The sequence below is a fragment of the Streptomyces sp. NPDC004667 genome, assembly GCF_040609475.1.
GTDB lineage: Bacteria > Actinomycetota > Actinomycetes > Streptomycetales > Streptomycetaceae > Streptomyces.
This window is the reverse complement of sequence record NZ_JBEXKC010000158.1, coordinates 1-8,424: the sequence shown is the minus strand read 5'-3', so window position 1 is coordinate 8,424 and position 8,424 is coordinate 1. Positions and strand designations below refer to the sequence as shown.

General features: G+C 72.3%; 7 protein-coding genes. 3 read left to right on the top strand and 4 right to left on the bottom strand.

What is annotated here, in order from left to right; translation table 11 throughout:
* A partial coding sequence (locus tag ABZW32_RS37945; protein WP_356225213.1) for a M28 family peptidase occupies window positions 1-3,535 on the bottom strand: 3,535 nt, incomplete at its 3' end.
* A gap of 171 nt (window positions 3,536-3,706) precedes the next feature.
* Between ABZW32_RS37945 and ABZW32_RS37940 the strand changes: the two genes are divergently transcribed.
* Window positions 3,707-4,666: a LysR family transcriptional regulator gene (locus tag ABZW32_RS37940; protein WP_356225211.1), complete on the top strand. Its 960-nt coding sequence runs from the start codon at window positions 3,707-3,709 to the stop codon at window positions 4,664-4,666.
* A 33-nt stretch (window positions 4,667-4,699) separates the two neighbouring features.
* Here ABZW32_RS37940 and ABZW32_RS37935 read toward each other — a convergent pair whose 3' ends face one another.
* Both ABZW32_RS37935 and ABZW32_RS37930 read right to left on the bottom strand, forming a co-directional pair.
* Window positions 4,700-5,083 carry a PRC-barrel domain-containing protein gene (locus tag ABZW32_RS37935; protein ID WP_356225209.1) on the bottom strand — a complete coding sequence of 128 codons (384 nt, stop codon included), beginning with the start codon at window positions 5,081-5,083 and terminating at the stop codon, window positions 4,700-4,702.
* A 161-nt stretch (window positions 5,084-5,244) separates the two neighbouring features.
* On the bottom strand, window positions 5,245-5,601 hold the full coding sequence (locus tag ABZW32_RS37930) for a zinc ribbon domain-containing protein YjdM (RefSeq protein WP_356225207.1): 357 nt from the start codon (window positions 5,599-5,601) through the stop codon (window positions 5,245-5,247).
* Window positions 5,602-5,725: 124 nt separating this feature from the next.
* Here ABZW32_RS37930 and ABZW32_RS37925 point away from each other — a divergent pair, with 124 nt between their 5' ends.
* Window positions 5,726-6,469 carry an HAD family hydrolase gene (locus tag ABZW32_RS37925; RefSeq protein ID WP_356225205.1) on the top strand — a complete coding sequence of 248 codons (744 nt, stop codon included), beginning with the start codon at window positions 5,726-5,728 and terminating at the stop codon, window positions 6,467-6,469.
* 653 nt (window positions 6,470-7,122) lie between these two features.
* Window positions 7,123-7,530 carry an NlpC/P60 family protein gene (locus ABZW32_RS37920; RefSeq protein WP_356225203.1) on the top strand — a complete coding sequence of 136 codons (408 nt, stop codon included), beginning with the start codon at window positions 7,123-7,125 and terminating at the stop codon, window positions 7,528-7,530.
* Window positions 7,531-7,568: 38 nt separating this feature from the next.
* Here ABZW32_RS37920 and ABZW32_RS37915 read toward each other — a convergent pair.
* The coding region (locus ABZW32_RS37915) for an SMP-30/gluconolactonase/LRE family protein (RefSeq protein WP_356225201.1) at window positions 7,569-8,424 on the bottom strand (856 nt) is incomplete at its 5' end.

The following is an 8,424-nucleotide window of genomic DNA, read 5'->3' as shown; positions in this document are numbered from 1 at the left end:
CCCTTCGGCTTGGCCGGGTAGGCGGCCTGCGCGGCGTCCAGCAGCTCCTGCACGCGCTCGCGCAGGCGGCGCGTGATGGCGCCCGCGTACTGGTCATCTGGAGCGACTGGTCCTCCGTGCCGAGGAACTGGAGGGTGACGGTCTGGCCGGCGAACCGGGAGAGGTCGTACGACTTCTGCGCGTAGCCGGTGTTGGCGTCGACGTTGGAGAGGGTCTCCAGGGTCTGGCCGCCGACCGACACGGTGAAGCGGTCGTAGACCACGTTCTCGGTCTCGTCGGTGTCGATGTGCAGGAAGAACGAGAGCCGGTACGAGGAGCAGCCGGCCGGGATCGTAAGGGACTGGGCGGCGCTGTCGGTGTGGGGGGAGCCCCAGCCGTTGAGCCAGGCCATGTAGCTGCCGGAGTGCGCGACCTCACCGGCCTGGTTGGTGATGACGCCGGTGGTGGCGTTCCAGGGGCTGGCGCCGTTCTCGAACCCGCCGTTGGCCACGACCTGGGCCGGGGTGCAGGTGCCGCCACCGCCGGTGACGGTCAGGGTGTAGGTGGTGGTGTGGGTGGTGGTGCCGGATCCGGTGACGGTCAGGGTGTAGGTGCCGGGAGCGGTGTTCGCGGCGACCTGGACGGTCAGGGTGGAGGAGTTCCCGGACTGCACCGAGGACGGGCTGAGGGTGGCGCTGACGCCGGCCGGGGCGCCGGAGACGGTCAGGGCGACGGTCTGGGCCGCGCCGCTGACGGTGGTGGTGCCCACGGTGCTGGTGGCGGAGCCGCCTGGGGCCGCGTTGCCGGCTGCGGGACTGGTGGCGAGGGAGAAGTCCTGTGCGGGGCTCTGGCCGCCGACGGCCTGCTTCCACACGGTGTAGGCGACGCCGTCGGCGCTGCGGTCGAGGACGGTGGCGCTGATGTTGCCGGTGGTGTCGCAGGCGCTGTGGTAGCAGGAGTCGTAGGCGGCGTTGGCGGTGCCGCCCCACTTGGTGGCCTGTGCGGCGGTCTTGCGGGCGCTGGCGCCGGCCGCGTAGCCGGAGGTGGGGATGCCGGCCTGCTGGAAGGAGTAGTCGTCGCTGCGGCCCTGGCCCTCGGTGTTCTCCTCGGGGGCGAGGCCGAGGGAGGTCCAGTACGCCTTCAGCGGGGCGGCGGTGGTGGAGTTGACGTTGTTGATGAAGTAGCCGCCGTTGGGCGAGCCGACCATGTCGAAGTTGTAGTAGCCCTTGATGGCGGCGCGTTGGGCGCTGCCGAGCCGGCCGACGTAGAACGTGGAGCCGTTGAGGCCCTGTTCCTCGTCCGTCCACCAGGCGAAGCGGACGTGCTTGGTCATCGCCGGGTTCTTCTGGGCGAGGACGAGGGCGTTCTCCAGCAGGGTCGCGGAGCCCGAGCCGTTGTCGTTGATGCCGGGGCCGGCGGAGACGCTGTCGAGGTGGGCGCCGAACATGACGGTCTGGTCGTCGGGGCCGCCGGGCCAGTCGGCGATGAGGTTGTTGGAGGGGTAGGTGCACGAGGTGCAGCTCTGCTCGGTGACGGTGTATCCGGCGGCCGTCAGCTTGCCCTTGATGTAGGCCAGGGACTGGGTGTGGCCGCCGCTGCCGGCGCGCCGGTTGCCGCCGTTCTGGGAGGCGATGGCGTTGAGCTGGGTCAGGTGCGCCTGTACGGCGGCGACGTCGATGTTCGGCGGGTCGGTGCCGGGGGTGGTGCCGCCGACGTTGAGTACGTAGTCGACGGTGTGGGCGGTGGTGCCGGTGCCCTGGCCCTTGACGACGACGGTGGAGGAGCCGGGTGCGGCGGTGGCGGTGGCGGTCAGGGTCAGCACGGAGGACTGGCCGGACTGTACGGTCGCCGGGTTGAAGGAGGCGCTCACCCCGGCCGGGAGGCCGCTCGCGCCGAGGGTGACCTGCTGGGCGCCGCCGGTGGAGGTGGCGGTGTTCACCCGGGTGGTGACGGAGGCGCCCTGCTGGACGGTGCCCGAGGCCGGGTCCAGGGTCAGGGTGAAGTCGCCGTTCTGGCCGCTCGGGGTGCAGGTGGGGTCACCGGCCTGGGCGGGGACGCTGATGGCGTCCCAGGCGGCCTTGGTCCTGGTGAACAGGTCGCAGGTGGCGTCGAGGGACTTCGCGGAACCGAGCGTGGCCGTGCGGTACTTCTTGTACGACATGCTGCTCGTCTTGAGCAGCATGCCGCCGTAGAAGATCTTGCCGGCGTTCTGGATGCCGACGCCGGTGAGGGTGCTCTGGTTGCAGGTGCTGCTGCTCGGCTTGCCGCCGCCGGGGTTGGTGCCCTCGGCCAGCAGGTAGAACCAGTGGTTGAGCGGGCCGGCGGCGGCGTGCACCTCGGTGCCGGGTATCGCGGAGCTGTAGCAGGCCGGGTCGTTGTTGACGGCCGGCGGGTTGTACATGTTGCGGATCGGTCCCCGGCCCTGGAGGTTGATGACCTCGCCGACGGTGTAGTCGGGGGTGTCGTACGGGGCCGGTTCGTTGATGTACGCCTCGGTCAGCGCGCCGAAGATGTCGCCGGTGCCCTCGCCGAGTCCGGCTTCCTGGCCGCTGGTGCCGCCGGGGGTGTTGCTGTCGATGGCGTGTCCGTACTCGTGGGCCACCACGTCCACGCCGGCGATCCACTCGTTGGCGCTGTTGTGGCCGATGGTGACCGAGCTGCCGTCCCAGTAGGCGTTGAGGTCGCCGAGGCCGACCTTGCCGGGGAAGCTGCGGCCGTTGCCGCTGACCCCGTTGCGGCCCAGCCACTGGCCCAGCATGTCCCACTGCTTCTGCGCGGCGAACATCAGGTCCACGCAGCCGGTTTCCTTGCTGGTGGGGTTGCCGGTGCCCCAGGCGTCGGAGGACTTGGAGAAGACGCTGCCGGAGCTGTAGTCCGCGCAGCTGAGCCCGGTGCGGTTGGGGTCGCGCAGGGTGTACGTGCCGCCGGAGCCGGTGGTGTCGATGGTGACCGGGCCGGGGCCGTTCCACTTGCTGTTGCCGGTTCCGGCGACGACCTCGTCGTAGGAGTCGACGACGGATCCGGTGCGGGCGTCCACGAAGACGTGGAGCCGGCTGGGGGCGGTCCGGGTGCGGCCGGTCAGGACGGTCTCCCAGGCCAGGACCGGCTTGTCCTCCTTGAGGCGGACCACGAGGCGGCTGCTCTCGGTCCTGTCGACCGTGGCGAGCCGGCCGCGGGCCGTGGACTCGGCGTCCTTCGCCGTGACCGTGGGGCCGGTCGCGACGTCGATGCGTACGGAGGAGGCGGACTGCACGGCGCGGATCCCGCCCGCGCCGTCGGCGAGGACGACGGCGTCGCCGCCGACGACCGGCAGTCCGCGGTAGCTGCGCTCGTAGGCGACCGAGTAGAGGTCCTTCAGCCAGGGCGTGACCAGGCGCCGTTCGTAGCGTTCCTGGGCGGAGTTGACCAGGGTGTCCAGGCCGCTGGCGACGGCCCGGTCGGCCGCGGCGACGGCGCGCGCGGCGGGGGTTTCCCGGTCGGCCGGTCCGGTCCGGTCCCGCTGGGCGGCCGAGGCCGTCCCGGTGAGGGCTCCGGCGAGGCTCGCGGTCAGCGCCATCGCCGCCACGCTCGCCGTCCATCTGGTGGGGTGCAACGTCCACTCCGTTCGTGGGGGGTGAGTGCTCGTTCGCCGCCGAGTATGGATGTGGACATGACGAGATTGGGACATCCCGGACGGCATAAGGTCCGGGTTATGGTGCGGTGGCGGGCCGCTGCGTAACCTGCCGGGATGCAGCTGGAGTTGAGGCATCTGCAAGCCGTCTGCCGGATCGCGGAGGCGGGCAGCCTGGGCGCCGCGGCGCGACGGCTCGGGGTGTCCCAGCCCGCGCTCTCGGCGCAGCTGCGCCGCATCGAGGCGGTCACCGGCGGGGAGCTGTTCGTACGCGGCAGGAACGGCGTGGAGCCCACCGCCCTCGGCCAGTTCGTGCTGACCAGGGCGCGCCGGGTGCTCAGCGAGATGGACGCGCTCGGCGCGGAGGCGCGCGCGCTGGCCCCCGGCGCGCCCCTGCGGCTCGGCTGCATCCTGCTGGTCCTGCTCGACGGGCTCCTCGCCCAGACCGACCTGGCCATGTCCGGGCGGGAGATCACCGTGGACCTGGAGGACTCGGTGACGGCCCTGGCCCGGATGCTGGGTGCCGGGCGTTACGACGCGATCGTGTACGGGGAGGTCAACGAGCACGAGGTGCCGCTCCCCGAGGGGGCCCTGGCCCGGACCCTGATCGCGAAGGAGCCGTTCTGCATCCGGCTGTCGGCGCAGCACCCCCTGGCGGCCCTGGACCACATCGACCTGACGGACCTGGCCGACGAACCGTGGATGACGCTGGTGGAGGACGACGACGGGGGCCCGGAGGCCCTGGTCGCCGCCTGCGCCAAGGCCGGGTTCAGCCCGCTGCTGCGCTATCGGATCACCGACCGGAAGATGCACTACGACCTGATCGCCGCGGGCCGGGCCGTGTCCCTGAGCCAGCCGACGGCTCCGGCGGCCGCGGGGACGGTGATGCGCCCGCTCGCCGGGGACCCCGTCACCGGCCGGATCCGCCTCGCCTGGAACCGGGCCGCGCTCTCGGCCCGGCAGGCGGAACTCCTGTACCGCGCGGCGGCCCGCTCCTACGTGGCCAACGTCGGCAACAACGCCTTCCACCAGGCCTGGTGGGACGCCCACCCGGAGGTCCATCCGGCGCTCGACTGACCTCCGGCCGGACCGTGCGCGGCGGTGCCCCGGTCAGAGCACGCGGCCTCCGAAGGGGCCGCCGGTGCCGTGGACGCCGTTTCCGTAGTAGGTGCCCAGCCGTTCGCGGTAGGCGGGGTCGGCGAGGTGGGTGTCGCGGTGGAAGGTGGGGGCATTCTTGATCTGGCCCCGGGTGCGGTCGACGAAGACCTTGCGCTCGGCGGTGTCCACGCTCACCACGGTGCTCGCCGGCAGCAGGACCTCCTTCCCGAAGATCCACGTCCCGGTGTCCACGACCAGGTAGGCGTCACCGGCGGCGTCGGAGTGTTTGGCGACCTTGCCCACGCCCCCGTCGGTCGCCTCCACCCGGTAGCCGATCAGGTCGGCGCCCGCCGGGCGGCCCGCGGTCGACTTGTAGCTCCACACATGTTCGCTCACGTGAACCCCGCTCCTCCGGTCGGCGGCGAACGGCGGCGCGAGCCGCCGCCGTTCGCCCGTCTCGGCCCTCGTGTTCCCGGTGCCGGGGCCTTCACACGTGCCGGGACGGCCGGGGGCGGCCGGGTGGGCGGGGGCGGCGGGGTGGACGGGGGCGGCGGCGGTCAGACCTTGCGGACCACGCTGGACTTGAGCTGCATCGCGCCGAACCCTTCGACCTTGCAGTCGATGTCGTGGCCGTCGACGCCGTCGACGAGGCGGATGTTGCGCACCTTGGTGCCCGCCTTGATGCCGCTCGGGCTGCCCTTGACCTTGAGCCCCTTGACGACGGTCACGGTGTCGCCGTCGGCCAGTACGTTGCCGACCGCGTCCTTGATCACCCGCTCGGCGGGGGCCGCGGCGCCGTCGTCGGAGGCGGCCGGCCACTCATGACCGCATTCGGGGCAGACGAGGAGCGCGCCCATCTCGTAGGCGTAGGCGCCGGAGCACTCGGGGCAGGGGGGCATGGGGGTGTCAGTCACCGGAACAGTGTATTTCAGGCCATACGCACCGCCCGGGCGGTGTGCCCAGTCACCCTCGACGGCATGTCCAGCCCCCTCCCCTACCCTTTTGGATTTCCACCGCGTTCGACCGAGGGAGCAGGCCATGACCACCCTGATCGTCTTCGACATCGACGGCACGCTGCTGCGCAGCGTCCCCGCCCACGTGGCCGCGTTCGTGGCGGCGCTCCGTGAGAGCGGGCTCACGGAGACCGACTCGAACTGGGGCGGGTACACGCACCACACGGACTCGTGGATCTTCCGCGAGGTGTTCCGCCAGAACACGGGCCGGCTTCCCGGCGAGGCGGAGACCAAGCGCTTCTCCGGCCTGCTCCACGCGCACTTCACGGCCGCGACGGCCCGCGAGGGCGTCGAGCAGATCCCCGGGGCCGCCGCGTTCCTGCGGGCCCTGGAGGCGGACCCCGGGTACGCGGTGGCCTTCGCGACGGGCTCGATGCGGGAGGCCACCGAGGCCAAGCTGGCTCCCCTGGGGGTGACCGGGCCGGTGGTGACCGCGAGCGAACACGCCTTCCGGGAGCACCTGGTGCGCGAGGCCGTCCACCAGTCCGTCGAACGGGCCGGCGGTGCCTTCGAGCGGGTGGTCTGCGTGGGTGACGGACCGTGGGACGTGCGGGCGGCGGTGGCGACCGGCAGCCAGTTCATCGGCATAGGCGCCTCGCCGGAGCCGTTCGGCGACTGGTTCCCGCGTACGCACCTGTTCTCCTCCTTCGACGACGTCGACCCGGCGGCGGACTTCACCCTGCTCCCGCCCGCCGGCCGGGTGACCGGGGAGCCGGACGCGGACCGGGTGTTCACCCCCCGGCCGATGCCCTGCCCCTGCTGGAACTGACCGCGCCGCCGAGCACCCCTGCGGCCTTCGGCGGCGCCACCTCGGAGGAGCAGAGAACTCCGCTGCGGAGAAGGCCGTTTCGGGAAGGCCGAGCGACAGGAACAGGGCCCGCCGGGCCGGACAGGGCCTCGTCGACGCCGAAGGCGAGGGGACACGGCGTGCGGGCGGAGTCGAGGATCGCCACGTGCCCGGCCGAACTTCGATCGAACACCACTGCGAGGAGCGGGAGTTTGTACAGGGCGTCCGCGCCGGGCCGGAACGGACCGGGCGTCCTCGCGCCCTCGTCGCATCTCCCGTTATCACGAACGGCCGCGCCTGTACGCCCTCGCGCGCGCGGCGAAACCGGCAACACGCCAATGCGCGAGAATTTTTCCATTGCTTCGCGGATATTTTGCAGAATCGATACAACCCAGAGGGCGCCCGGGAAGTGAAACGCGTGGGCCTTCGGAGAAAACTGGGCGGCCGTCAGACCCCAGGGACACATGTCACCGAAAGCAGGACCGTCGCAGGTATCCGACCGACCGTTGCCCGCATCCGAACGCGGAGGTATCCCGATGTCCGTATCCAGGACCGTCTCCCGTAGTTGCCGAAAGTCGCACCGGCCCGTTCGCCGCATCCCAGGATCCCGCCTTCCCCGCGCCCTCGCGCTGCTCTTGCTCCTGACCGCCTCCGGCGTCGCCGGACCCGCCTCCCCCGCCGGCGCCGCCCCCTCCTACGGCGCCAGGGCCGTGGTCGTGGCCGCCTCCAAGGAGGGCGCGCCGTACGCGCACGGCGGGACGGGGCCCGCGCGCTTCGACTGCTCCGGCCTGACCCTCTATTCCTTCCGGCAGGCGGGCCGGGCACTGCCCCGCACCGCCGAGCAGCAGTACGAACACACCGATCACATCAGCCGGGACCAACGGGTGCCGGGGGACCTGGTGTTCTTCCCCGACGGCTCCACCATGGGCCACGTCGGCATCTACGCCGGCGACGACAAGATCTGGCACGCCCCCAGACCGGGGACCCGCGTCCGGCTCGAACGGATCTGGAGCGGGAACGTCCGCTACGGTCGCGCCTCGTGACCGCACCGGCGCGAGCCCCCGGCACACCGCTGGTCCGGCTAGCGGCCGGACGGGTCGGCGCCCGCGGGCACCTCGTCGATCCGGCCGTCCACCCCCGCCCGGTAGAGCCTGCCCGCCGAGAAGCCCCGGTCCCCGTGCCCATAGGTGATCTGGGTGGACAGGTGCAGCCCCGACTCCACGGCACACAGGGACGCGCCATCGGCCCGCCAGATCTGTCCCGACACGTGGGTGGCGATCAGCGGGCGTCCGCGGCCGTCGAGGGTGAGCCCGTCGGGCAGGGCCAGGGCGTCCCGGGGCTCGGTGGAGAGCCACCGCCGCGGGTGCGCCGGGTCACCCACGGGGATCCGGTACAGGCCGGGAGCGACGGTCGTCTGGACCACGTAGACCTCGGAGCCGTCCGGGGACACGGCGATCCCGTTGGGCTGCCCCACCCGGGCCCAGGCGGGGTCGACGCGCCCGTCCGGGGTGACGCGGCCGATGGTCCGGGCGCCCAGGGTGGTGGTGTACACGGTGCCGTCGGGGGCGAGGGCGACGCCGTCGATCCCGCCCAGACCCGAGGCGTACGTGCTCACCCCGCCGGAGTCGGGATCCACCAGCAGCAGCTTCGAGACCGGCAGGAGGCCGCCGGTGAGGGAGTGCGCGAGGTCGTTGCCCGTGCCGACGAGCAGCCGGCCGTCGCCCCGGACCACGATCCCGCCGTTGGCTCCGATGTCGCCGGTGAGCGCGACGGGGGTGCTGCCGGGGGCGTCGATGCGGTAGACCCGGCCGGTGTAGTACGCGGTGGCGAACATCCGCCCGTGCCCGTCCACGGCGATCGACTCGACCCAGTCGGGTATCCGGGCCACCTCGACGGGCGGCGGGGCCTGCGCGCCCGCGCAGGCCGGCGCGGCCTGC